The sequence below is a fragment of the Bradyrhizobium sp. 31Argb genome, assembly GCF_043638955.1.
In the GTDB taxonomy this organism is placed as follows: Bacteria; Pseudomonadota; Alphaproteobacteria; order Rhizobiales; family Xanthobacteraceae; genus Bradyrhizobium.
In genome coordinates this window covers 1-24,463 of record NZ_JBEGDB010000013.1, presented here as the reverse complement: position 1 = coordinate 24,463, position 24,463 = coordinate 1, and the positions used below count along the sequence as shown (strand labels likewise).

Genomic DNA, 24,463 nt, shown 5'->3' with positions numbered 1-24,463 from the left:
CGAAAAACATCGTTCGCATCGAGATCAACTGGTCTGCACTTTCGATAGCTTAAGCGTTCTACGCTGAATGTGGAAACTCCAGCCGTGCACCGAAGGGCCTCCTTTGGACGGCTCCTGGAGCGCCTCGCAGGACGTCAAAGCGCGTCTCATCGCCATCGCGCCAGAAACGGATGTCGAATAGCCCTGTACCAAGCCGCAGATCGAGTACGGTCAGATCGGGCAACCATTGCGGCAGAGATGGATCAACGTACAGCTTTCCCTTCGGAGCGTCCGGCGCGAACCCAAGTATCGCCTGCAGAAATGCGAAGACCGACCCCGCTGCCCAGGCCTGTGGGATGTTGGCGCCAAGATATTGAACGGGAAAGCTCCTTCGATCACGCTCGATCGTCGTATAGAGCTCCGGCAACTGATTGGACAGGAAGTGGCTTCCTGCATCGCTGATATCGCGCGCGATCCTTGCGGCCTCTGCGTGGAATCCATATCGTTTGAAGCCGAGAGCGATGACGGCATTGTCGTGGGGCCAGACCGACCCGGTTTGGTAATTGTATGGGTTGAACGCTGGGTTCGAGGCCGACAGCGTGCGGATGCCCCAACCGCTCCACATGTCCAATGCCATGAGACGTTGCACGACCTTTCCGGCGCGTTCCTGCGGAACGATGCCTGACCACAAGCAATGGCCGGCATTGGAGGCAACCGTGAGGACCCTTTTCTTTTCGCCATCCAGCGCCAGGGCGTAGAAACCCAACTCCTCATCCCAGAAGGTCTCGTTGAACCGTTTGAAGAGTGCTGCGGCTTTCCTTCGCAGATCCGCGGCACGGCGTGTCTTGCCGAGTTCATCGAACACTTCCGCCATGCGCAGCCAGGCGTCATAGACATACCCCTGCAACTCGCACAGCGCCTTCGGTCCCTTGACAAGCGATCCGTCAGGATAAACCACACTGTCTCCGGAATCCTTCCAGCCCATATTCTCGTAGCCGACCGGAGAGCGGGTCTGATATTCCTGGAATCCATCGTCGTCGCTATCACCGTGGTTGTCTATCCAGGACAGGCATCCCTCCGCGGTCTCAAGATGCTGATCCAACAGCGCCCTGTCGCCCGTTGCCCGCCAGGCCGCATGTAGCGTGATGAGATAGAGCGGCGTCGCATCGGCCGTGCCGTAATATGGCGTGTGCGGGATCAGTTTGAAATGAGCGAGTTCTCCGTAGCGGATTTCATGCAGGATCTTTCCCGGCTCCGCGTCACGATAATCGTCCCGTTCCTTCGCCTGGAGCGAGCCCAGGATGTCGAGCGTTCCACGGGCGAAATCTGGATAGATCAGCATGTTCTGTAGCGACACGATCAAGCTGTCCCGGCCGAACGGAGCCACAAACCACGGCAAGCCGGCGGCAGGCAGGAACACCATGTGATCGGTGCCGGCGATCGGGAGCCGAAGCGCCGCCATGTCCTCCAGCGCCTGGCGATAAAGGCGGTAGAACTCCTCGTTACTGCAGCGGATCTTCAGTACCGATTGGAGCCAGTCCGAGAGCGCCTCGGCGTGGCGGGTTCGTTCATGGTTGTGCACACACGCGTCCGGTGCAGCGAAGTGTCGGTCGCCGTCCTCCAACGCATAGAGCAAGCAGCAATGCCAAGCTTCGCCCGCCTCGAGGCTGATTTCGAAGCTCAATCGGCCATTGGCGTACTCGATTTCGCTCTGGCGATGTACAGGAGCAACGGTTACTGCGCGGACGAAATCGCTGTTGCGATAGCATGTGCGAAGTTCCTGGTTCGCCGACGACCATGTCGTGGTGATCCGCCCGCGGCGCACAATATCGCCCGATTTTACCTCGAAAATGTCTGCGAAGTCCGACCGTATCGCGATCTCGAGCTGGAAGCGTACCCGCTTCGTGCCGTGATTTGTAATGTCGAGATCCTCGTGCATCCCGCCATTGATGTATCGGCTGATCACGAAACCGAGCGTGCGCGGCGGGATCAAGCCGTCGGCGGAGGGAATCCCGTGGTTCGTAAGATAAATTCGGGACGCGTAATGGGTGATGGAACCTCCATTGAGAAGATCCCAGGGTTCACCATTTGCGTAGACGGCCCAGCTGCTGATTACCCTTGTATCAAGGAAATAAAGTCCCTTTTCAGTTGGCCAGTTGATTTGTGCGTCTGGTTCGCTGACCAGCACTGTTTGCCCCTGATGGATCGAGATTTGATGCGGACCAACCTGAACCTTAAATGGCATGGGATGCTCCCGAATTCGACCACTTGGTGCCCGCGATCGCAACAATGGCATCAACAACGACCAGATGAGGCTGCAAGCTTCTCTAGAAGCATTGCTAAGGCAGAAGCATTACGCGTTTCGGTCTCATCTGCCAGCTGGATTTAGGTTTCCGACAAGAACGAACGATACCTTGCTCTCCCCCTGGGGGCCCGGTGGGGATCTTATTTCCGCACACGCGCTGGCTCAAAGGACTCAGGCGCCGCAGTCGCAAATGCCTGTAGCGAATAGGTCAGCGTTTCAGACGCACATCCCTTCGAGTGGCGAACTATCATAACGCTGGAGGGCTGGTCGTTGCTTCTCCGAAGAAGTCGCGCTACCAGTGGGCGGGCGCGCGCACGGGCCTTGATACGGAGATGCCCTAGTACGAAGTGTTCCGAGTTCAGTTCTTTCCGCCGCACGCGCCGGAAGGACCAAGCTGAAGGGGCGAGACCATGAGCGCCGTCCTTCCGATCATTTGCCTTGCAAGGCATGGCGAGACCGCGTGGAGCCTCTCAGGCCAGCATACCGGCCTCACAGATTTGCCTCTCACCGAGCGCGGTGAGCTCAATGCGCAGAGTTTGGGCTCGCGGTTGCTGGGTTTCACTTTCGCGAAAGTGTTCACGAGCCCCCTGAAGCGAGCGGTCCGGACGTCTGAGTTGGCTGGCTTCGGCGTCGAAGCGGAACCCGACCGCGATCTGCTGGAATGGAACTACGGCCAATACGAGGGGCGTCGCACAAAGGAGATCCATGAAGAGCGTCCTGGCTGGCAATTGTTTCGCGACGGCTGTCCGGGAGGAGAAACACCGAACCAAGTCGGCGCCCGGGCCGATCGCATTGTGGAGCGCGTTCGCAACGTCCCAGGGAACGTGTTATTGTTTTCGAGCGGACATTTTCTCCGAGTTTTGACCGCACGCTGGTTAGGCCTCGATGCGGGGGCCGGACGGTTCTTCACGCTCGACACTGCAAGCCTGAGCATACTTGGGTACGAACACGATCAGTCAGAACCAGCGATCCGGCTGTGGAATGACACCCGGCACGTCGAAGGTCGGTTCGCACCAGCCTTCGCACACTGAGGTTTAGAAGCGCCAGTCGGGGTAACATACTCTTGAATATGCCCCGTGCGTGTTAGGCGCGCGCGCTGAGCATATTGCAGAGAGTTGCGTAAGGGTAAGACCGATGAATCAGGTCGTCTTTCTGGTCGATGTCGACAATACGCTTCTCGACAACGACCACATCCAGGCTGACATCAAGGCCCACCTCGAGCGCCAGTACGGTGCCGCCTGTCGCGACCGGTACTGGGCAATTCTCGACGACCTGTTTGTCGAACTGGGGTATCGAGACTATCTCGGTGCACTGCAGCGATACCGTGTCGAACACCCGCAGGACATGCATCTGTTGTCCATGTCTTCGTTCCTGGTCGATTACCCGTTCGCCAATCGTCTGTATCCGGGATCGCTTGATGTGCTCGAACGACTGCGTCAGTGGGGCCCAACCGTCCTTCTCACTGATGGCGACGTTGTTTTTCAACCGCGTAAGGTTGAGCGCTCCGGCCTTTCAGAGGCAGTCAACGCGCATGTGTTGATCTACATCCATAAGGAACTCGCGCTCGACGATGTCGCGTCCCGCTATCCGGCACTGCACTACGTCCTGGTGGACGACAAGCCGCGAATCCTCGCCGCGGTCAAGGAAGCTTGGGGCAGTCGCGTCACCACTATTTTCCCTCGACAGGGACAATATGCGCATAACGCGAAGGCGCTCGCCTCCTTCACACCCGACGTGACGGTGGACCGGATCGGAGACCTGCTCGACTGTGATCTGGGTCGCCTGCTTGCGGCAATCCCTCAACTCGAAGCTGTGCGGAGGTGAAGCGATGAAGGCAACGCAAAAGCTCCACGAGCTCGGACAGAGCGTTTGGCTCGACAACATCACGCGCGACCTGCTAACGAGCGGCACTTTGAAGCGCTACATTGACGACTTGTCGCTGTCGGGGCTCACATCGAACCCGACAATCTTCGATCACGCGATCAAGAACAGCTCTCATTATGATTCTGCGATCCGCCGCAAGCTGAACGAGGGAAAGTCGGGTGAGACGCTGTTCTTCGAACTAGCAATCGAAGACCTGGCGCAGGCAGCGGACCTGTTCCGCCCGATTTGGGACCGCACCAATGGTGTAGACGGATGGGTCTCGCTCGAGGTCTCGCCACTCCTTGCACATGATACGGCGAGCACAATCGCAGCCGCCAGGGAGTTGCACGCACAGGCGAAGCGCCCCAACCTCTTCATCAAGATACCCGGCACCAGGGAAGGGCTGCCCGCCATCGAAGAGGCAATTTTCGCCGGCGTGCCCGTGAATGTGACCCTGTTGTTCAGCCGAGAGCACTACCGCGCCGCGGCCGAGGCATATCTGCGGGGCATCGAGCGGCGCATTGCAGCCGGTCTGAATCCAAATGTTGGCTCCGTTGCATCGGTCTTCGTCAGTCGCTGGGATGCCGCCGTCGCCAACAAGGTTCCCGCGCCTTTACACAACAAGCTCGGTATCGCAATCGCGAAACGAACATACAAGACAGCCTGCGAGTTGGTCGGCTCAGCACGCTCGCGGCGTATTTACAACGAGGGTGGGCGGCCACAGCGCCTGCTATGGGCGAGCACGGGAACCAAGGATCCCGCGGCATCCGACGTCCTGTACATCAAGGCGCTGGCCGCGCCGCTCACGGTCAACACCATGCCGGAAAGCACGGTGAAGGCCCTCGCCGACCACGGAGACGTTGGAGAGATGTTGGCGGCCGATGGCGGCGACTCCGAAGAGGTGCTGTCGCAATTTGCAAAGGCCGGCATCGATGTCGATGCGTTAGCAGCAACGTTGCAGGACGAGGGCGCCAAGTCGTTTGTCAAATCCTGGAACGAACTGCTGGAGGTTATCTCTGCCAAAACCGAGGTGCTCAAGAAGGCAAGCTAGGTTGCAATCGAGACTAAGGTCCTCCCAATGAATATACTGGTCGTCGACGTTGGCGGCACCCACGTCAAGATCCTTGCCTCCGGCGAAAAAGAGAAACGAGAAATTGACTCCGGGCCGACCCTGACGGCACGGCAGATGGTATCAAGCGTCAAGAAACTGGCCGATGGTTGGGAATATGACGTGGTGTCGATTGGTTATCCGGGCCCCGTAGTGCATGACCGGCCTGTGACCGAACCTCACAACCTCGGAAAAGGCTGGATTGGTTTCAACTTCACTGCAGCATTCAAACTGCCGACGAAAGTCATCAACGATGCCGCGATGCAGGCGCTCGGCAGCTACCGGGGCGGCAAAATGTTGTTTCTAGGGCTCGGGACGGGGCTTGGCTCGACGATGATCGTGGACGGCATTGTCCAGCCAATGGAGCTTGGCCATTTGCCCTACAAGAAGCGTACCTACGAGGATTATGTTGGCGCTCGCGCGCTGGAAGAATTTGGGAAGAAGGCATGGCGAAAGCGCGTCGAGGATGTTGTTGAATGCCTGGTTGCGGCACTCCAACCCGATGACGTCGTGCTGGGCGGCGGCAACGCCAAGAAGCTGAAACAACTGCCGCCATCGTGCCGGCACGGGGATAACGCGAACGCGTTCAAGGGCGGATTCCGGATGTGGGAAGGCCCGCTGGCGGAGAAGAGTGCTCGCTCGCGCAAGCAAGCTGCGCAAGCCGCCATGATGCGTTAGCAGGAGCGATGAATGCCAACAGCCACGAAATCAGTCACTGTACTTCCCGCCTGGAACGCTCTGTCGGCACATTTTCAGAAGGTCGGCCGCTTACATCTGCGCGAGCTTTTTGCTCAAGACCCCAAACGCGGTGACCGTTTGACGAGCGAGGCAGCAGGACTCTACCTCGACTACTCCAAGAACCGCATAACCGATGAAACGCTGAATCTGCTGCTGCAACTGGCCGAACAGTCGGGACTGCGGGCGCGGATCGATGCGATGTTCAGCGGCGAGAAGATCAATACTTCCGAGAAGCGGGCCGTTCTGCACGTAGCGCTGCGCGCGCCGAAAGGGCAATCGATCCTGGTTGATGGCGAGGACGTTGTACCCCAGGTCCATACGGTACTCGACCGCATGACCGACTTCTCCAATCGCCTACGCCGCGGCGCGTGGCACGGCCACACCGGCAAGCCGGTCTGTAACATCGTCAACATCGGCATCGGCGGCTCCGATCTCGGGCCCGTGATGGCCTATGAGGCGCTCAAGCACTACAGCGACCGCGCGATGACGTTCCGGTTCGTCTCCAACGTGGACGGAACCGATTTCGCGGAGGCGACCCGCGATCTCGATCCGGCGGAGACCCTGTTCATTATCTCTTCCAAGACCTTCACAACGCTGGAGACCATGACCAATGCCCGAAGCGCGCGCAATTGGTCGCTCACGGCACTTGGGGGTGACGAGAAGTCGGTCGCGAAGCATTTCGTCGCGGTGTCGACCAACGCAAAGGAAGTGACCAATTTCGGCATCGACACCGCTAACATGTTTGGCTTCTGGGACTGGGTCGGCGGACGGTACTCCATGGACTCAGCGATCGGACTCTCGACGATGCTTGCCATCGGCCCGGACAACTTTCGCGCCATGCTCGGCGGCTTCCATGAGATGGATGAGCATTTTCGCACCGCGCCGTTCGAGCGCAACCTGCCCGTGCTGATGGGGCTGCTTGCCATTTGGTACAATAATTTCTTCGGCGCGCAGACGGTTGCCGTGTTGCCGTACGAGCAATACCTGAAACGATTTCCGGCCTATCTCCAGCAATTGACGATGGAGAGCAATGGAAAGCACGTCACGCTCGAGGGCAATCCTGTCGCGCATGACACCGGTCCGATTTATTGGGGCGAGCCTGGAACCAACGGCCAGCACTCGTTCTATCAGCTCATCCATCAGGGCACTCGCCTCATTCCCTGCGACTTCATCGCCTTTCAGAAGACACTCAACCAAGTTGGGGAGCAACATGACATGTTGATCGCGAACGTCTTTGCGCAGGGCGAAGCGCTCGCATTCGGCAAGACGGCCGACGAAGTTAAGGCGGAGGGTTCGCCCGACTGGCTCGTTCCACATCGCGTGTTCGAAGGAAACCGGCCCTCCAACACGATTCTGCTGGAACGGCTGACACCCGCCGCACTCGGTAAGCTGGTTGCACTTTACGAACACAGCGTCTTCACGCAGGGGACGATCTGGAACATCGATTCATTCGATCAGTGGGGCGTTGAGCTTGGCAAGGTTTTGGCCCAGCGCATCATCCCGGAACTCACCAGCGAGATTGAACCGAAGCTCGGCCACGACAGTTCAACCAACGCCCTGATTAGACGATACCGTACGTTCAGGTAGGAGCACCCATAAATACCGATCTCGAGGCGCCGAGAAATCTGGGCACCGGAGAGCAAACCACGTCGTAGCAGCAACATCCTTCAGAGGAGCCACCCATGCAGCTCGGAATGATCGGCCTTGGCCGAATGGGCGCCAATATGGTGCGAAGACTTCTCCGACATGGCCACCAATGTGTCGTCTTCGATATGTCACCTGATGCGGTGGCGGATCTGGTGAAGGACAAGGCGACCGGCAGCTCTTCGCTGGCGGATTTCGTAAAAAAGCTCGAAAAGCCCCGAGCGATCTGGTTGATGGTTCCGGCAGCAGTCGTGGATAGATCGATCGGTGATCTGCTGCCGCTGCTCGAAGCCGGCGACACTCTGATTGACGGCGGCAACTCCTACTACATCGATGACATCAGGCGTTCCAAGGAGTTGGCGCGGAGCGGCATCAATTATGTAGACGTCGGCACCAGCGGCGGCGTGTGGGGTCTCGAGCGCGGCTACTGCATGATGATCGGCGGTCCTGACGAGGCAGTGCAGCGGCTGGATCCCATCTTCAAGACCCTCGCCCCCGGTGTCGGCGATATCCCGCGCACGCCAGGACGAGAGCGCGCTCCCGCCGGCACCTCCGAGCACGGCTATCTCCACTGCGGGCAGAGCGGCGCCGGTCACTTTGTCAAGATGGTCCACAACGGTATCGAGTACGGGCTGATGGCGGCGTATGCCGAGGGCCTCGGTATCCTGCGTGCGGCAAACATTGGTAAGCAGACGCACGCGACGGATGCCGAAACAACACCGCTTCGCGTTCCCGAGCACTACCAATATGACCTGAAGCTGCCCGAAATCACAGAAGTGTGGCGGCGCGGCAGCGTGATTGCCTCGTGGCTTCTCGATTTGACAGCAACAGCGTTGCTGGAAGATCCGGCGCTCTCCAAATTCGCAGGGCGCGTATCTGACTCCGGCGAAGGACGCTGGACCATCGCAGCAGCGATCGACGAAGCAGTCCCCGCCCCGGTGCTGACGACGGCGCTTTACGAGCGCTTCAGTTCTCGCGGCGAGGCTGACTTCCAGAACAAGCTGCTTTCGGCGATGCGCTACGAGTTCGGTGGACACTTGGAAAAGGCGGCCAATGAGAGACCGAGATAGCCATGAGCGAACCTAGATCCGACGCATTGGTGTTTTTCGGCGCAACCGGCGATCTCGCCTACAAGAAGATCTTTCCGTCGCTGCAAGCGATGCTGAAACGGGGCCACCTCGATGTGCCCGTCATCGGCGTCGCAAAGGCCGGCTGGACACTCGACCAGCTCAAGGCCCGGGTACGAGATAGCCTCGAAAAGCACGGCGGCCTCGACCCCGCTGCGTTTGACAAGCTAGTCGGTCTTTTACGTTACGTGGATGGCGACTATGCCGATCCGACCACGTTCGACGCCCTTCGCAGGCAGCTCGGCTCGGCGCAGCGGCCGGCACATTATTTGGCGATCCCACCGGCATTGTTTGCAACCGTAGTGGAGCGGCTCGACACTGCCGATTGCACCAACGGCGCGCGTGTCATTGTGGAGAAGCCATTCGGGCATGATCTCGCCTCGGCACGCAACCTCAACAAGATTCTGCTCGCCAGGTTCGACGAAGATCATATCTTCCGCATAGACCACTATCTCGGAAAACGACCTGTTCACAACATGGTCTTCTTTCGCTTCGCAAACGCGTTCCTGGAGTCGTTCTGGGACCGCAAGTTCGTGAGCAGCGTGCAGATCACAATGGCGGAGAATTTCGGCGTGCAGGGTCGTGGTGCGTTCTACGATCAAACCGGCACAATTCGCGACGTGATCCAGAATCATCTGTTTCAGGTGTTGGCCAATCTGGCGATGGAACCGCCAGCCCGATCGGACAGCGAATCGCTGCGTGACGAGAAGGTCAAGGTCCTGAGATCGATTCCACCGATCGCTGAGAAGGAGTTGGTGCGCGGACAGTTTCACGGCTACCGGCAGGAGCCTGGCGTTGCTCCGGACTCGCAGGTGGAGACGTTCGCCGCGCTGCGACTGGAGATCGACTCCTGGCGCTGGCAGGGAGTGCCATTTTACATCCGTGCCGGAAAATCGCTTCCCGTGACTTGCACGGAGGTGATCGTACGCCTTCGTGAGGCTCCGCCGATCTTTCCCCATTGCGCCGCGATACCGAATTATTTGCGGTTTCGCATCAATCCCGACATGGCCATTGCTCTTGGCACGATGGTGATGGATGAGGGTGATCGAGAGGTCGGCGAGCCGGTCGAATTGTTGGCGAGCCGCCGCCCTGGCCCAGAAGAGATGGATGCATATGAACGCGTGCTCGGCGACGCCATGAACGGCGACCGGACGCTGTTTGCACGACAGGACTATGTCGAAGAAGCATGGCGGATCGTCGATCCGGTCTTGAAGAAGGTGACCCCCGTCCACGAATACCAAGCCGGAAGCTGGGGGCCTCATGAAGCGGACAAGAATGTCACGCCACCGGGCGGCTGGCACAACCCAACGGTAGCGTAACGCAGAGAGTGAGGAATGTAGATCGAAGTGCTCCTCGATCCCGCCTCTGTTGCTCGATGGGCGGCAGCCTATCGCTGACGAAGCACGCACACCGGTTGCCGCGCACAAGCGGCCTGTAATCGACGCCTGCGGGAGGAAATCAGCCATGACCGACGCCGAACTCGACCAGCTCGCGATCAACACCATCCGCACACTGTCGATCGACGCGGTCCAGGCCGCCAACTCCGGCCATCCCGGCACGCCGATGGCGCTTGCGCCCCTTGTCTATACGCTCTGGAACCGAGTCATGCGCTTCGATCCGCAAGATCCGATCTGGCCCGGCCGCGACCGCTTCGTGCTGTCGAACGGCCACGCGTCAATGCTGCTGTGGTCGGTGCTTTATCTTACGGGCACGCAGGCCGTGAATGCCGAGTACGAAACGTTGGGCAGGCCTGCTGTCACTCTCGACGATATCCGGCGCTTTCGCCAGATTGGGAGTCACGCGCCAGGGCATCCCGAATACCACCTGGTATCCGGCGTGGAGACGACCAGCGGCCCGCTCGGACAAGGCATTGCGACCAGCGTCGGCATGGCAATCGCGCAGCGCTGGCTCGCTGTGCGGTACAACAAGCCGGATTTTGCTATCTTCGATTACGACATCTATGCCGTGTGCGGAGACGGATGCCTGATGGAGGGTGTTGGCTCTGAAGCGGCGTCGCTCGCCGGCCACCTTGGCCTCGACAATCTGTGCTGGATCTACGACAACAACCACATCACGATAGAAGGCAGCACGCGGCTGGCATTCACCGAAGATGTAGCCGTCCGTTTCACCGGTTATGGCTGGAATATCCTTCATGTCGGTGACGCCAACGACATTGCGGGCATTGAACAGGCCTTGGCAACGTTTCGCGACACGAGCGGCCGACCGACGCTGGTGATACTCGACAGCCATATTGGATACGGCTCGCCACACCGCCACGATACGGCCGCGGCGCATGGCGAGCCGCTCGGTGTTGAAGAAGTCAAGCTCACCAAGCGCGCCTATGGGTGGCCCGAAGACTCGAGTTTCCTGGTGCCTGACGGCGTTATCGAACACTTCGCCTCCGGCGTCGGCGTGCGAGGCGCCGAGGCCCACCGCAAATGGCAGGCCCTGTTCGCTGATTACCGCTCGAAGTATGCCGCGCTGGCGACCGAGATCGACCAGATGCAACAGCGCAAGCTTCCGGCAGGCTGGGACCGTAACCTGCCGTCATTCCCGGCCGATTCGAAGGGCCTCGCGGGTCGTGAGGCGTCGGGAAAGGTCCTGAACGTTCTAGCGCAGAACGTTCCCTGGTTGATTGGCGGTTCGGCCGATCTAGGTCCATCGACCAAGACGCTGCTAACCTTTGAAGGCGCAGGCGATGTTCAGGCCGCCACACCGGGCGGCAAGAATTTGCATTTCGGCATCCGCGAACACGCGATGGCTGCAATCCTGAACGGTCTGGCACTATCGAAACTGCGGCCGTTCGGCGCGACCTTCCTGATTTTCAGCGACTACGCCCGGCCCGCGATACGACTGGCCGCGCTGATGGAGCTACCGGTCGTCATTGTTTTTACCCATGATGCCATGGGCGATGGCGAAGACGGCCCAACGCATCAACCGATCGAGCATCTCGCCTCAATGCGGGCAATGCCGGGTCTGACGCTGTTCCGGCCGGGTGATGCCAACGAAGTGGTGGAGGCCTATCGCTACGTCATGCAGCTTCGTCATCGGCCAGCCTTGTTGGCGCTGTCTCGTCAACCGTTACCGACCCTCGATCGCAGCAAATATGCATCGGCATCCGGGGTGTCGCGAGGCGCCTACGTGCTTGCCGACGCCCCTGACGGCAAGCCAGACATAATCCTGATTGCCACCGGCAGTGAGTTGAGTTTGGCGGCCGACGCTCATGAGAGACTTAGCTTGGATGGTATCCGCTCGCGCGTGGTCTCGATGCCTTCCTGGGATGTCTTCGAACGCGAGACGCAGGAATACCGCGACGCCGTCTTGCCGCCGGAGGTCACGGCCCGCGTTGCAATCGAGCAGGCGTCAACGTTCGGCTGGGAGCGGTACGTCGGGCGGACTGGCCGAGTCATTGGCATGCACACTTTTGGCGCTTCCGCTCCACTGAAGGCCTTGCAGCAGGAGTTCGGGTTCACTGTCGATCATGTCATCGCGACGGTCAAGGCGATGTTGCAGCCCTCGAAAGCCGCATAGCATGGACCATGTCGGGCGAACCGTTCCACCCCGTTCGGCTGAGCATGCAAGGCTTGCCGACTCGTCGCCCGATACTCCCGGTGACTGGAAAGCGATCGGGCCTTACATCAGCGAGCGGGCTTGGGGTACGGTGCGTGAAGACTACAGTGCGGATGGACAAGCCTGGCAATACTTCCCATACGAACACGCGCGCTCGCGCGCCTATCGGTGGAACGAGGACGGTCTCGCCGGCCTTTGCGATCGAGCGCAGCGCCTGTGTTTTGCTCTAGCCTTTTGGAATGGACGTGACCCCCTCCTCAAGGAACGTATCTTCGGTCTCAGTGGTCCAGAGGGAAATCACGGCGAAGATGCCAAAGAGTACTGGTGGTACGTAGACGCAACACCGACCAGCTCGTGGCTTCGTTGGCGTTACCACTATCCGCACGCGGAGTTTCCCTACGCGTTGCTTCGGCAGGAGAACGCAAGGCGCAACAAGGACGAGCCTGAATTTGAACTCGTGGATACCGGTGCTTTCGAAGGGGATCGTTTCTGGCAGATCACGGCGGATTACGCCAAAGCATTACCTCATGATGTATGCATACGCATCAGCGTTCGTAACGCGGGACCCGATCCGGCTGAGCTTCACGTGCTTCCGACACTGTGGTTTCGCAACCGCTGGTCATGGGAGGCAGGTGTCGCACGGCCGACCATCCGGGCGACCGCTGAAACCGGCAACGTCGGCGCGATCGCTGAAGAAGAACTGCTGGGCCGCTGGCGCTTCACTGCCGGGGCGGATCCGGCCGGAAGGCCGCCGCTGCTGCTGTTCTGTGAAAACGAAACCAATGCCAAGTACCTGTATGGCGTCACTGCTGAGCAGACGCCCTATCCAAAGGACGGCATCAACGACCACGTCGTCCACGGTGCGGCGACAGTAAATCCTGCGAGGCAGGGCACAAAAATGGCCTGCTGGTATCGCCTCAACGTCGCTGCCGGCGAAACGGTCGAGCTCAGGCTTCGCCTGGCACGTGATGGGCTGGGCCAGACCGCGGACCTCGGGGCAGACTTCGAGCGGATCCATGCCGACCGGAGCCGCGAAGCTGACGAGTACTATAAAGCGCTGACCCCTGACAGCGCGAGCGAGGATGAGGCCGCAGTTATGCGGCAGGCGTTCGCTGGAATGCTGTGGAGCCAGCAGTTCTACCATTACGACGTCGCGCGCTGGCTCGCCGGCGACATCATACGTCCGCCCCAGGCACGCACGTTCGGTCGCAACGCGGACTGGCGCCATCTGAACAACCACGACATCATCGCCATGCCCGACAAATGGGAATATCCATGGTATGCCTCATGGGATCTCGCCTTCCATTGCGTGGTGCTGGCGCACATCGACCCCTCAGCAGCGAAGCATCAACTGCTGCTGCTGGCGCGCGAATGGTACATGCACCCGAACGGCCAGTTGCCGGCGTATGAATGGAATTTCGGAGACGTGAATCCGCCAGTTCAAGCGTGGGCCACGCTTGCGGTGTTCCGGATCGATGGCGGCACCGATTTCGATTTTCTGGCTCGCGCTTTTCAAAAGCTCTTGATCAACTTCACCTGGTGGGTAAATCGAGAAGACGCATGTGGCGACAACGTGTTCGAGGGCGGCTTCCTAGGACTCGACAACATCGGCCCGTTCGACCGCTCGCAGATGCTCCCCGAAGGCGATGTACTGGAGCAGTCGGATGGCACCGCCTGGATGGCCAAGTTCTGTCTCAACATGCTGGAGATGGCACTCCTGCTTGCCAACCATCAGCCTAGCTACGAGGACGTCGCGGTAAAGTTCTTCGAGCATTTCGCTCTAATCGCCGCCGCCATGAGCAGGCTCTGGGACGACCAAGACGGCTTTTTCTACGATCGGCTTCGCAAGCGCGACGGCTCGACTTTCACGGTGCGCGCGCGTTCCATGGTGGGACTGTTGCCAATCTTTGCGGCCGTAGAGCTCGATGCGGCGCTGTGGGAACGACTGCCGATGTTTCGCCAGCGCACGCGCTGGTACATCGAGAACAAGCCGCACCTTGCAGAATTCCTGCACATGCCGCCGACCAATGAACGCCCTCGGCTGATCTCGCTGGTGGGCAAGTCGCGCATGAAGCAGATTCTCGCGCGTATGCTCGATGAGTCGGAGTTTCTGTCGTCTTACGGGCTGCGATCGCTGTCGCGTTACCACCGCGAACATCCGCTCATCGTCAACATGGACGGACATGTCGCTCGTCTCGACTATGAGCCGGGCGAATCTCGGACCGGACTGTTCGGCGGCAATTCGAACTGGCGCGGACCGATCTGGTTTCCGCTCAATTTTCTCGCAATCGAGTCGCTACGACATCTGCATACCAACTTTGGGGAAGACTTCACCGTTGAATTGCCGACAGGATCAGGCAGGCAGGCAAGCCTCGAGCAAGTGGCCGAAGAACTCGAGCGCCGACTACTCAGATTGTTCCTCCGGAACGCAGAGGGCCAGCGACCAGCGCTCGGATTGAATCCCCGCTTCCGGCGCGGCGGGGCTTGGTGCGATTTATTGCTCTTCTACGAGTATTTTCATGGCGATACCGGCGAGGGCCTTGGCGCCTCGCATCAGACCGGCTGGACCGCTCTCGCCGGCGCGCTGGTGGCTAATCGGCGTTTGCGACACGATAGGGACTCGCGCAGAGGTCGCAATATTTCGAATTGGTCATCACCCGCATCGACCGCGAGTCAGGAAGCAGAAGTTGCCGGGCGCTCGTGCGGAAATTCGTAAACGCATGCGAGACGACAGTTAACCGTACTGCTCCTCGCTCCTTCGCTGATTCGTGTGAACGTCCAGGTCGCGGCTGGCTTGCGCCACCGACACCCCGCGTTCCCTGAGCGGCTTGACCGCTTCGACCTTGAACTCGCGCCTGAACTTCCGTCTCTTCATCGCCCACCTCCGGCTTCATGAACACCGAATCCTGATGTCCATCAAACCGGGCAGCAGCTCGATCTTCCAATAGTTCTGATCGCTCTAATTCGTTTGTAACAGCGATTACTTCGGCTTATAGGGCACTTATGCGGAAACTCGACCCTGTGAAGCACGAAAATAAGCGTCAGGAAATTTTGACGGCGGCGATGCGCTGCTTTTTGCGGAGCGGACTCAAGGGAGCCTCCACGGCCCAAATATGCTCCGAAGCAAAGATCAGCCCTGGGCACCTCTATCATTATTTCGAGAGCAAGGAAGCGATCATCGGAGCACTGTCAGAGGCATACCTTCAGACTGCAGCGGAACGCTTTAGATCGGCAGTTGGCGGAGATCGCTCGGTAATCAATGCGATTCTTTCCGAAATGGACATGCAGGCGAAAGGGAGCCAGCCGGCCAAACTCGCGCTTATGTACGAAGTCTTCGCCGAGAGTGCGCGCAACCCCGAAGTAGCGAAGATATTGCGGACATACGACCTAAGCAGGCGTAGCGTGATGGCGGAAGTCCTACGTCACGGACAAAGGCGAGGCGAAATCGATCCCAAATTGGATCCGGAGGCTGGGGCGACGGCGGTAATCGGCCTTGTTGACGCTGCGAAAGCGATGACCCTTCGCGCGTCGCGATCCGACCTTAAAAAGGTTCAAGACACATTCAAGTCGGTATTGACGGGACTTCTCCGTTCACCGACGCAAAAGGCAACGAAATCAACACCACCTTTCCGCTCGCGTCCATGATCGGGCCGAGACTGGTACGCCACGACGTACCCGCAAAAAAGGTCTTGCCCCCCATTCCGGCAAAGGCTGATTCGGCGAACACCGATCAGTGACCTATTGGACTTGCGGGGTGCGGCACGAAGGTTGCGAGTTCACTCACGATCGTCGGGACACCGCTTCATCGAACGGATCGACAGCGACCGTCTCGAAGTCCGCGTCACGCTCGATCGGCGGCCGGATCGCTTGGCGTTGCACCTCGTCACGCTGCACCGGTGACAATGACGGACTGACGTCGACAAGTCGCTCGCCGCAGCCGGCGAGCCCAGCCGTCAGGATCGCGCCGCCTAGAGCGAGGCGGGAACGCATTTTGCTCATGGCGCGGCCTACCCGAACTGGACGCGGCAGAGCCGTTCGGAGACTTCCCACAGGCGGAAGGCGACTTCGGCGTCCTTGGCCTGGGGCGGCAGCTTCGCCTCCGCCGGGTGTCCACGCATCTCGTTCATCTTGTCGGGCCCATAGTACGTGCCGGGACGCGCGTCGGGCGAGGTGGCGGCGAAGAGGGTCGGCGGCGCGCCTTGCGCAGCCGGCTGGAACATGAACCAGAAAAGCCGCCGCGTAAGACCGACGATGCTGCTTCGCCCGGCGCCATTGGGCAGCAAATCGGTGCGCGAGACGCCGGGATGGGCCGCGAGGCTGGCGACACCCCAGCGGCCGCGATCACTGCGGCGCTGAAGCTCAAGCGCGAACATCAAGTCGGCCAGCTTCGACTGGCTGTAGATCGCCATCGGCTTGTAATCGCGCTCCCCCTGGAGGTTGTCGAAGTCGATCTTGCCATTGCGCGCCGCGACACTGGATATCGTCACCACGCGCGGGTCGCGGCCCTTGCGAAGCAACGGCATCAGTCCGGCCGTGAGCGCGAAGTGGCCGAGATAGTTGGTCCCGAATTGAAGCTCGAACCCGTCCGAGGTCACGCGCCGAACCGGCGGGACCATCACCCCGGCGTTGTTGATGAGCACGTCGAGGCTGGCACGCGTGCCGCGCAGCCGCTCGCTAAAGGCGGCGATCGAGGCCAGACTCGCAAGGTCTAACTCCTCGAAGCCAGCATTCGCCTGCGGCACTGCCTCGCGGATGCGGGCCAATGCCTCCGCACCCTTGGCAGGGTTGCGCCCGGCCACGATGACCTCCGCACCGGCGCAAGCAAGCGCCAGAGCGTCTTCGAAGCCGAGCCCTCCCGTGCCGGTTACGATGACGGATCGGCCATGCAGTGATGGCATGTCGGCCGTAGTCCACTTTGCCATATCGATTCCTTTTTGAACTGCTGCCTATATTAGATCGATCACTCGATCTATTTAATATCCGGAGAGCGGCCGCGCAACTGCTCACCCCGAGGGGCGCTTGAATAATTACACTCAGTGTAATACATTAACTACACCCAGTGCGAGTTTTTCGAAAGGATCTGCAATGCCGAGTTGGAAAGCGTTAGCCGCAGCCGGAATCGTCTTGATGCTCATCGCGGGCACCACCGGTGCCTTGGCCCAAAGCAAGAAGCCCGATGATATCGTCGGCATATGGGAATCCGACAACCTCAAGATCGACATGTTCAATGCCGGCCCGGAATACAATGCGCGCCTGCTCTGGGGCGACAAAGTCGTCGAGGCCGACGGTAAGACGTTCAAGCTCGACGCCCACAATCCCGATCCGTCGCTACGGTCGAGATCTCTGAAGGGAATTGTGTTGATCAAGGGACTTACGTGGAAGGACGGGAAGTATACCGGAGGTACGCTGTATGACGGCCGTTCGGGACAAAGTTACAACTGCGACGCGGAAGTCGCCGAAGGCGAACTCCGGCTGCGCGGCTACGTGGGAGTTTCGCTTCTCGGCAGAACTGTCGTTTTCAGAAGGGCGTCGGCGGCGTCGGGCTCGAAATCCTGACAGCGGCGCCGGACGACGAAAGATCCCGGTACCTGGCGGCATTCCCGCCTCGGGCTCGGAATAGCATCATCGGAAGAGCCGACCTCTCAGCGCGGAAGCTTAGAGCTCGGCCTTCAAGTTCGCGAACGAATCGCGGAGATAGGCCGAGAGAGGGCGTTTTCCCTCCTCGGCGCCCCACGCTTCGAGCGCCAGACGCATCGCGCCGATCGACATCATGGCGACCGCGCGCAGCGCCTTCTGTCGCTTCGGTTCCGGCCACATAATGCAGAGCGCCTCGAATACGGCCTGCTCGCTCTCGACATATTTGGCGTGGGTCCGGGCCGCCAATGCTTCGTTCGAGCGCATCAGCTTGTCGATCATGATGCTCTTGTCGGAGTGATAACGCGCCGTGAGTTTCAATAGAGCATTCTTCACTGCTTCAAGCGGGGGCTGCTTGGTGGACTGTTCCAAAACCACGCTCCTGAGCGCCTCCGCCAGTCCCCGCTGCCAAGCGAGCACAATCTCCTCCTTGGACTTGAAGTAGTAGAAGAAGGTCCTTCGCGAAATTCCCGAAGCTTCCGCGATTGTCTCGAGAGTGGTCGCGTCGTAGCCGTGCTTCACAAACAGTTGCAGACCCGTTTCGGCTATGCGTTGCAGGGTTTCGCGCCTTTTGCGTTCGCGAACCCCCTCTTCCTTCGGAGATGTGTTCTTCATGACCTATTGTCGCATGAATTTCAGCCCTTGGTGACCTTCATCGAGTGCAATAATGGATTCTTGCGCATAGTGCGATTCTCTGTCCAGTAAGGTCAAGAGCGCATGGTTTCCTTCTTCAGACAACGGCCGGTCTTCGCTGCTGGGATAGGCCGTCAGGATGCGAAGAGCAAGCCGCGGACAATAGCAGAGTCTGTATGCACGACCTTGCGAAGCGAGTGCGGGAGTCCGGGCAAATTCGCCTTCTCGCCGAACGTCAATCCACTGGAGTCACAGCGCTGCTTTGCAGCGGACGCAATCAGTATCTCAAGACGCCGACGAGGCTTTTGAGCGCTCGGCAGCCCCGGCGATTTGGGCGGCCGTTGCATCCGGGTTCGCGGTGGCTCGCAGTGTTAGTATCCTCGATTCGTTCCACGACGACGCCTGCCAAGGTCGTACAGGCGGTCACGCCTTGCTCGGCTTTGCCGACGAGAACGCGGCATAGCTCCGCGCCCGGGCGTATTGCCGGAAGTCGTCCGCGTCGAGCGGACCGAATGCCGCCGCCTTCTCGAAGGCTTCGGCGCATTTCGTAAATTCCGCGAGCATGTAGGTGGCACGCCCCAGGCCGACGTATCCGCTCGCGTCCCCGTGCTCGATTCCGTTGCGGAAGTGCTCGGCCGCGTCTTCGTAGCGACCAACCTTCAGATAGAGCGCGCCCAAGCCGAAGCTGGCTTCCGCAAGGCTCGGATCGAGAGCGAGCGCGGAGAGGAAAGCTTTTTCCGACTCTTCGGCGTCGCCTCTCTCCTGCCGGTGAGAATCGCCAGTCGGAGCCAGGTGTCGGCGTGGACGATCTCCAGCTCCAACGCTTTGCGCAGGCAGGTCTCGGCCAGCTCGTCGCGGGAGAGGCATTCGTAGATGCTCGAAAGGTCGCGCCACAGCCGGACGTCGGTCGGCGCCAGGGAAAGGGCCGCGACGAACGCCTCCATGGCTAGTTCGTAGTTCTCTGCCCTACGGCACATCGATCCGAACTGACGCAACGTCGGCAAGGGTGCCCCGTGCCTCTCGAGGAGGGTCACGACAATGGGAAATCTATTCTTTAGATCATCCAACTTGCCGGAGACGCTATCGGCATCCAGCAGGTTAAGCGCCAAGTCGATCGAAGCTGTCTTCATCGGGCCGAGGTTCGTCTGTGCTTCGATGTGGTCCGCAGCGGCCACCAAGCCGGTCCGCAACGTACCCCGGAGGTGGCCCCGCTGAAGACGACCGGCCGTCACGAGCGCACCATCGTCACCAGGACCCCGCGGATGTCGCCCTCCGATTCGAGGGAAACCGACTGATGGTCCCCGCGGGTCGCTGACGATTCCCCGTGCGCAACTGCGATCGACTGAAGATTGAGGACAGCCGCCGCAAGGCAACGAATGAGACTCCGACGGTCGAACTTCATGGCAACTCTCCTTCGATAAATGAGAGGAAATCGTGCGAGATGTGTGGCTCTCGACGAAGCGGTTCGAGGCAGACGTTCGGTTCAAAGGTATTGCTGAGGGACGATTTCGCTCCCAAGATCACGTGACGAACGGAAGACCGGTCGTCGCCCTTCCGGTGAGGCTCAGAATCGCGTTGGCCACGGCGGGAGCGATCAATGGCACACCGGGTTCGCCCACACCCGTCGGGTTCCTCCGCGAAGGCACGATGTAGGTTTCGACGGAAGGCGCCTCGTCCATGCGAAGAACCCTGTAACCGTCGAAGTTCGTTTCCTGCGGAACGCCGCGATCAAGCGTTATGCGGCCGTAGAGCGCGGCACTTAGTCCGAAGCAGACCCCACCCTCCATCTGCGCGGCAATCTGGTTCGGAGCTACGGCGACGCCGCAATCAACCGCGCAGACCACGCGGCGCACTTTCGGGATTCCTCCGCGCATGGATACTTCGGCCACCTGGGCGACGACGGTACCGAAGCATTCGTGAACGGCGAGCCCGCGTGCCCACCCGGCTTCGATCGGGCCGGCCCAACCTGCCTTCTTGCAGACGAGCTCCAATACGGCGAGCCGACGGACATCGCCTGCCTTCGCATAGATTGCGCGGCGGTACTCGGCCGGATCGCGTTTGGCCCGACGCGCGAGCTGGTCGACTGTATGTTCGAGGACCATGGCCGTGTGAGAGTTGCCGACCGAGCGCCAGAATGCTGGAGGCACGGCGAGCTTCGGCGTGAAAACCTTGCCATCGACCACGGCCGCGACGGCAAGGTACGGCGAATTCTTGATGCCCTCGACAGCGATTTCGTTGGCGCCGAACGGAATCAGCGCCTGCGCCACGGCGTGATGGCGCCAGGCAGCCGGAAGGCCTGCGTCGCCGCACTTGATGGAAATCCTGTGGTGAACCATCGGCCGGTAGTATCCTGAAGTCATGTCGTCTTCTCGCGTCCAGACGAGCTTGACCGGCCTGCCGCCACCCACGTGACGGGCGATGTTGACGCATTCGACAACGTAGTCGGATGTCATGATGCCCCGGCGTCCAAACGATCCGCCCGCCGGCAACGTTTCGATCTCGACCATGCCGGGCAGCGAGATCGCCGTCAGCGCGGCATTAATCTGGTCCATGGTCTGCAGCTGCGACGCGAACATCAGCTTCACCTTGCGCCCGTCGACCCGCGCGACGCAGTTCATCGGCTCCATCGCAGCATGTGCGAGATACGGGAAGTCGAACGACGCCTCGAAAAGTTCTCCATCGAAGGCCCGCTCGACATTGCCGACGGTATGGAACGCCGCGCCGGTCACATCGGTTTTGCCGTTGGCGATATCGCGGTAGAGAGCCCGCAGTTCGTGCGATGAACGCGTCTCGGCCTTCGTGTCGTCCCAAGTGATCTTGAGCGCGTCGCGCCCGCGGCGCGCGGACCAGGTGTCTTCCGCAACCACCGCCACGCCGCTCCCGATCTCGAACACGTCCACCACGCCGGGTATTCTTCGGGCCGCGCCGGCGTCGAAGCTGGCGAGCTTGCCTCCGAAACGGGGAGGGTGGGCAACCATTGCCGTGAGCATGCGCGGAAGCTGGACGTCCTGCGTGTAACGCGCAGTACCGTTGCTCTTGGATTGGCTATCCTTGCGGCGCACAAGATCCGTTCCGATCAATTTGTAGTCCTTGGGATCCTTGAGCGTCGGATTCGCCGGCGGCGTGACCTTCGCCGCGTCAGCGAGCAACTCAACGAAAGTTTCCTGACGGTCCGAACCGGCGTGATATACGACGCCGCTTCGTACGTTGATCGAGGCGACGGGTACGCCCCACTTTCCGGCAGCAGCCTGCACGAACATCGCGCGCGCGGCGGCACCGGCGTGGCGAAGCTGGTCCCACGAGCCTGCGATGGCGCTCGAGCCCGCGGTAGCCTGGATTCCCATCACCGTGTTCTTGTAGATGGCGGCATTTGCGGGGGACGACTCGAGCCTGACTTTTTCCCAATCCGCGTCAAGCTCTTCCGCGACGATTGCCGCGAGCCCCGCGTGGGTGCCCTGCCCCATCTCCTGATGCTTGTTGACGACGGTAACCCAGCCCGCTTCGTCGATCTTGATGAACGGCCCGAACGCGCTTGGATCCGGGCTTTGCGCGCCGATGCTCAGCGCGCCAGACGCGACGGCTCCTATGTTTCTTGCCGTGTAACCGACCACTAGCGCCCCGCCCAGCAGGCTGCCGCCCAAGACCAGACGCCGGCGGGTGAGCACGGGCGATCGCGACGACCGTTCTTCGGATTTACGTTCGGACATCACGCGACTCCTGCCGCATCCTTGATCGCCGCTCTGATGCGCTGATAGGTCCCACATCGGCAGATGTTTCCACTCATGGCACCATCGATGTCGGCGTCGGTGGGCTTAGGGATCGCTTCAAGCAGCGCGGCGGCTTGCATGATCTGGCCGGACTGGCAGTAGCCGCATTGCGGAACGTCGTGCTTGACCCAAGCGGCAAGCAGGCGATGGTCTGCACCCAATCCCTCGATCGTCCTGATCCTCATGCCTTGCGCGTCGGCTACGGAAATCGAGCACGAACGCAGAGCCTGCCCGTCCGCATGAACCGTACAGGCTCCGCATTGGGCGACGCCGCAACCGTACTTCGTCCCGGTCAACCCGAGATGATCGCGGATGGCCCAGAGCAACGGCATGCGGACATCGCCGTCGAAGTTCCGGTCGTTTCCATTGACGTTGAGCTTCATCACCGCGCTCCTTGCCTCCGCCCCGGCCCGCGGCGGAGCGGCTAAATAATTGCACCAAGTGTAAAGTTTATATCGCACTCAGTGCAACAACAAGCCCAGAGGTTGAGCTTTTATGCGGCCATTTGGCGCGTACACAATATCTTTAGTCGCTTTCGAGTTGGACTCAGCCCCCTTAAATAGAGCGACCGGTCTAATTCTCTTGACGCTAAAATTCGTCCTCGATAATAGATCGATCATTCCGTCTATTGTTCCGGGGGAATGCCATGCGATTGCTTCGAGCCCATCGTGGATCAGTCGACCCCCGCGGCTGTGAGAGCGACGCGGGTCACCAACTTGCCGCCGTGCCGAGGCGAATTCACAACACCTCCACTCTCGGCACTTGGTGGCGCCCGGCTTAGCGCTATTTGCGCCTCAGATCGGACAAAGTTGAATCCGGATGGCAGCCTCCTTCGACCGGAACGAACTTTGAATGCAAGGCCGAGGCAAGGAACCAAGTTACTACGCGGCGCTGGCGCGCTCGCAGAAAGAGGTCGAACAATGATCGATTGGGCAGGGAAACCAGCCAGGCGAACGATCGCGGCGCTTATGGCCGTTGCGGTATCAGGGCCAATCCCTCAATCGGCCATGGCTGCGACGGTCTATGCGCGGTATTCGCTGGCTTATCTGGGGGTTCGGGTCGGCGAGGTTAAGACGGCGAACGACATTGGCGCGTCATCCTACCAAGCTGACCTTGATGCCCAGCTAACGGGCGCCGCGAGAGTCGCTATGTCGTATAAGATCAACATGAAGGCGAATGGGCTTGTCCGCGAAGGAGCCCTTCTTCCCTCGCACTTCACGACCAGCCAAGTCGGGACCGGCAGAGCGCAAAGCATACGGGTGTCGCTCAAGGGCGGCAACGCGCAAACCACCGAGATTGATCCACCGATCGAAGATAGCGCGGCACTGGTTCCTTTGAAGGAAGAATACAAGCAAAATGTGGTCGATCCCGTTAGCGCACTCATACTGACTGTTCCGCCCGGTGACGATGGAGTGGGCCCCTCCTCCTGCAACCGAACCTTGCGCGTGTTCAACGGTGTTTTCCGGGCGGATATAACCCTCTCTTACCTCAGGACGGAGCAACTCAAGACCCGAGGCTATTCCGGTCCCGCGGCCGTATGCTCCGCGCGGTTCGTCCCTCTCGCGGGTCACGACCCAAATTCGTCGATGACAAAATTCATGGTCGCCAACCAGGGTATCGAAGTTCGCCTGGCTCCGGTGAGGGGCACCTCAATGGTCATGTTAGTCTCGGCGACCGTACCCATGCCATTGGGTACCGGAGTCATAAAGCTCGAGGAACACAAGACGCAATAACTGCCCGTCGGCACGCGCCAGTGAAGCAGTCCCAGTTTCGACTCGATTCATCGACTTCCGAAGGAGGTTAAACGCCTTCCCGCCGCAAGCGACATCATGGGAGAGCGCTCAGGCCGGCCGGAAAATCTTTCCCATCGTGCCGGCTACAGGCGCGGGAATGATCTCCTTCCGGCGCTGATGCTCGAAGGGTGCGGACGATCAGTTGCCGCGATGGACGTGGGCCGCATCATGCGGATCCGGACCCACGTTTCCCCGACACGGTGTTCGAACCAACGACGCCATACGACTAGGCCGTGTGGACTCTTGGGATTCTCAAATCAGATTGAACGTGATTCAAGGCTTTCTTTTAGGAGGAAGCCTTG

At 60.0% G+C, this 24,463-nt stretch carries 19 protein-coding genes and 2 pseudogenes; 12 read left to right on the top strand and 9 right to left on the bottom strand.

What is annotated here, in order from left to right:
- Positions 1-58 precede the first annotated feature (58 nt).
- Positions 59-2,224, bottom strand: coding sequence for a glycogen debranching N-terminal domain-containing protein (locus AAFX91_RS04445; protein WP_394565662.1), 2,166 nt, complete (start codon positions 2,222-2,224; stop codon positions 59-61).
- 470 nt (positions 2,225-2,694) lie between these two features.
- Between AAFX91_RS04445 and AAFX91_RS04440 the strand changes: the two genes are divergently transcribed.
- The 9 genes from AAFX91_RS04440 to AAFX91_RS04400 all read left to right on the top strand — a co-directional run bounded on the left by AAFX91_RS04440 (position 2,695) and on the right by AAFX91_RS04400 (position 15,050).
- Positions 2,695-3,315, top strand: coding sequence for a histidine phosphatase family protein (locus AAFX91_RS04440; protein WP_394565660.1), 621 nt, complete (start codon positions 2,695-2,697; stop codon positions 3,313-3,315).
- 103 nt (positions 3,316-3,418) lie between these two features.
- Positions 3,419-4,108 carry an HAD family hydrolase gene (locus AAFX91_RS04435; RefSeq protein WP_394565659.1) on the top strand — a complete coding sequence of 230 codons (690 nt, stop codon included), beginning with the start codon at positions 3,419-3,421 and terminating at the stop codon, positions 4,106-4,108.
- Positions 4,109-4,112: 4 nt separating this feature from the next.
- Positions 4,113-5,198, top strand: coding sequence for a transaldolase (gene tal, locus AAFX91_RS04430; protein ID WP_394565658.1), 1,086 nt, complete (start codon positions 4,113-4,115; stop codon positions 5,196-5,198).
- A 27-nt stretch (positions 5,199-5,225) separates the two neighbouring features.
- Positions 5,226-5,933: an ROK family protein gene (locus AAFX91_RS04425; RefSeq protein ID WP_130578062.1), complete on the top strand. Its 708-nt coding sequence runs from the start codon at positions 5,226-5,228 to the stop codon at positions 5,931-5,933.
- A 12-nt stretch (positions 5,934-5,945) separates the two neighbouring features.
- Complete coding sequence (gene pgi, locus AAFX91_RS04420; protein WP_282528100.1) at positions 5,946-7,580, top strand: glucose-6-phosphate isomerase; 1,635 nt, start codon at positions 5,946-5,948, stop codon at positions 7,578-7,580.
- A gap of 95 nt (positions 7,581-7,675) precedes the next feature.
- A complete protein-coding gene (gene gnd / locus AAFX91_RS04415) occupies positions 7,676-8,707 on the top strand; it encodes a phosphogluconate dehydrogenase (NAD(+)-dependent, decarboxylating) (protein WP_394565656.1) in 1,032 nt (343 codons plus the stop codon).
- A gap of 2 nt (positions 8,708-8,709) precedes the next feature.
- Positions 8,710-10,083 carry a glucose-6-phosphate dehydrogenase gene (gene zwf / locus AAFX91_RS04410; protein WP_394565655.1) on the top strand — a complete coding sequence of 458 codons (1,374 nt, stop codon included), beginning with the start codon at positions 8,710-8,712 and terminating at the stop codon, positions 10,081-10,083.
- A gap of 145 nt (positions 10,084-10,228) precedes the next feature.
- Positions 10,229-12,295 (top strand): transketolase, encoded by a 2,067-nt coding sequence (gene tkt / locus AAFX91_RS04405; protein ID WP_394565654.1) that lies wholly within the window; start codon positions 10,229-10,231, stop codon positions 12,293-12,295.
- Position 12,296: 1 nt separating this feature from the next.
- Positions 12,297-15,050, top strand: coding sequence for a glucosidase (locus tag AAFX91_RS04400; protein WP_394565653.1), 2,754 nt, complete (start codon positions 12,297-12,299; stop codon positions 15,048-15,050).
- A gap of 39 nt (positions 15,051-15,089) precedes the next feature.
- On the opposite strand, the pseudogene AAFX91_RS04395 reads toward AAFX91_RS04400, so the two are convergent.
- Positions 15,090-15,209 (bottom strand): annotated as a pseudogene (locus tag AAFX91_RS04395) (transposase); the annotation flags it as partial.
- A 146-nt stretch (positions 15,210-15,355) separates the two neighbouring features.
- Here AAFX91_RS04395 and AAFX91_RS04390 point away from each other — a divergent pair.
- Positions 15,356-15,979, top strand: a complete 624-nt coding sequence (locus AAFX91_RS04390) for a TetR/AcrR family transcriptional regulator (RefSeq protein WP_394565652.1) — start codon at positions 15,356-15,358, stop codon at positions 15,977-15,979.
- 135 nt (positions 15,980-16,114) lie between these two features.
- Here AAFX91_RS04390 and AAFX91_RS04385 read toward each other — a convergent pair whose 3' ends face one another.
- Positions 16,115-16,333 carry a hypothetical protein gene (locus AAFX91_RS04385; protein WP_130578069.1) on the bottom strand — a complete coding sequence of 73 codons (219 nt, stop codon included), beginning with the start codon at positions 16,331-16,333 and terminating at the stop codon, positions 16,115-16,117.
- 8 nt (positions 16,334-16,341) lie between these two features.
- Positions 16,342-17,256 (bottom strand): SDR family oxidoreductase, encoded by a 915-nt coding sequence (locus tag AAFX91_RS04380; protein WP_394565651.1) that lies wholly within the window; start codon positions 17,254-17,256, stop codon positions 16,342-16,344.
- Between the two features lie 205 nt (positions 17,257-17,461).
- Between AAFX91_RS04380 and AAFX91_RS04375 the strand changes: the two genes are divergently transcribed.
- A complete protein-coding gene (locus AAFX91_RS04375; RefSeq protein WP_130578071.1) occupies positions 17,462-17,890 on the top strand; it encodes a DUF2147 domain-containing protein in 429 nt (142 codons plus the stop codon).
- 99 nt (positions 17,891-17,989) lie between these two features.
- On the opposite strand, the gene AAFX91_RS04370 is transcribed toward AAFX91_RS04375, so the two are convergent.
- From AAFX91_RS04370 to AAFX91_RS04350, 5 genes and pseudogenes are all read right to left on the bottom strand, one after another.
- Positions 17,990-18,583 (bottom strand): TetR/AcrR family transcriptional regulator, encoded by a 594-nt coding sequence (locus tag AAFX91_RS04370; protein WP_130578072.1) that lies wholly within the window; start codon positions 18,581-18,583, stop codon positions 17,990-17,992.
- A 441-nt stretch (positions 18,584-19,024) separates the two neighbouring features.
- Positions 19,025-19,279: a hypothetical protein gene (locus tag AAFX91_RS04365; RefSeq protein ID WP_394565682.1), complete on the bottom strand. Its 255-nt coding sequence runs from the start codon at positions 19,277-19,279 to the stop codon at positions 19,025-19,027.
- Between the two features lie 3 nt (positions 19,280-19,282).
- A pseudogene (locus tag AAFX91_RS04360) lies at positions 19,283-19,468 on the bottom strand (hypothetical protein); the annotation flags it as partial.
- 653 nt (positions 19,469-20,121) lie between these two features.
- Complete coding sequence (locus AAFX91_RS04355) at positions 20,122-22,308, bottom strand: xanthine dehydrogenase family protein molybdopterin-binding subunit (protein WP_130578074.1); 2,187 nt, start codon at positions 22,306-22,308, stop codon at positions 20,122-20,124.
- Positions 22,308-22,754, bottom strand: a complete 447-nt coding sequence (locus AAFX91_RS04350) for a (2Fe-2S)-binding protein (RefSeq protein ID WP_282528112.1) — start codon at positions 22,752-22,754, stop codon at positions 22,308-22,310. Before AAFX91_RS04350 ends, AAFX91_RS04355 begins: the two co-directional genes overlap by 1 nt.
- 534 nt (positions 22,755-23,288) lie before the next feature.
- Between AAFX91_RS04350 and AAFX91_RS04345 the strand changes: the two genes are divergently transcribed.
- Positions 23,289-24,101: a DUF3108 domain-containing protein gene (locus AAFX91_RS04345; RefSeq protein ID WP_165421049.1), complete on the top strand. Its 813-nt coding sequence runs from the start codon at positions 23,289-23,291 to the stop codon at positions 24,099-24,101.
- Positions 24,102-24,463: the final 362 nt, after the last annotated feature.